Raw genomic sequence first — 461 nt, 5'->3', positions numbered from 1 at the left:
GATTAGAACTTCACGCGCAACCCGAGCTGCGTCAGCCGTCCGAGCGGGTTGGAAACGAAGCCGTTATAGCCCGCCGCCCCGCCGAGGATGCCGCCCGTGTTGCCGTTGTAGAAAGGCGGGTTGGTGTCGAACAGGTTCTGCACGTCGACGAACACCTGCCATCCGCGCGCGAAGCTTTCGCCGCCGAACTCATATTGCACGTGGAGGTCGAACGTATTCCCGTCCTTGACCGGATCGCCGCCGCCATTCGGGTTGCCAGCCGCATCGACCGTGATCGGCAGGACCGAGGTCGAGCTGAAGTTGCGATACCCCCCGATGTGATTCCAGAACAGGTCGGTCGAGAAGCCGCTCAACGTCCAGCCCAATTGCGCGCGGTTCTTGAACTGCACCGACGGGAAAGTCGTGTTGTAGCCCGAAGTATTGAGAATGCTGAACTCGCTGCCGCCCCCGAAGTTCTGCTT

General features: G+C 61.2%; 1 protein-coding gene. It reads right to left on the bottom strand.

Going from position 1 to position 461, the window contains the following annotated elements; translation table 11 throughout:
• Window positions 1-2 precede the first annotated feature (2 nt).
• Window positions 3-461 (bottom strand): hypothetical protein (locus AC066S_RS39285; RefSeq protein ID WP_478271976.1); only part of this gene is annotated, 459 nt, incomplete at its 5' end.

The organism is Bradyrhizobium sp. CFUWI, assembly GCF_056429085.1.
This window is presented reverse-complemented; position numbering and strand designations above follow the sequence as displayed.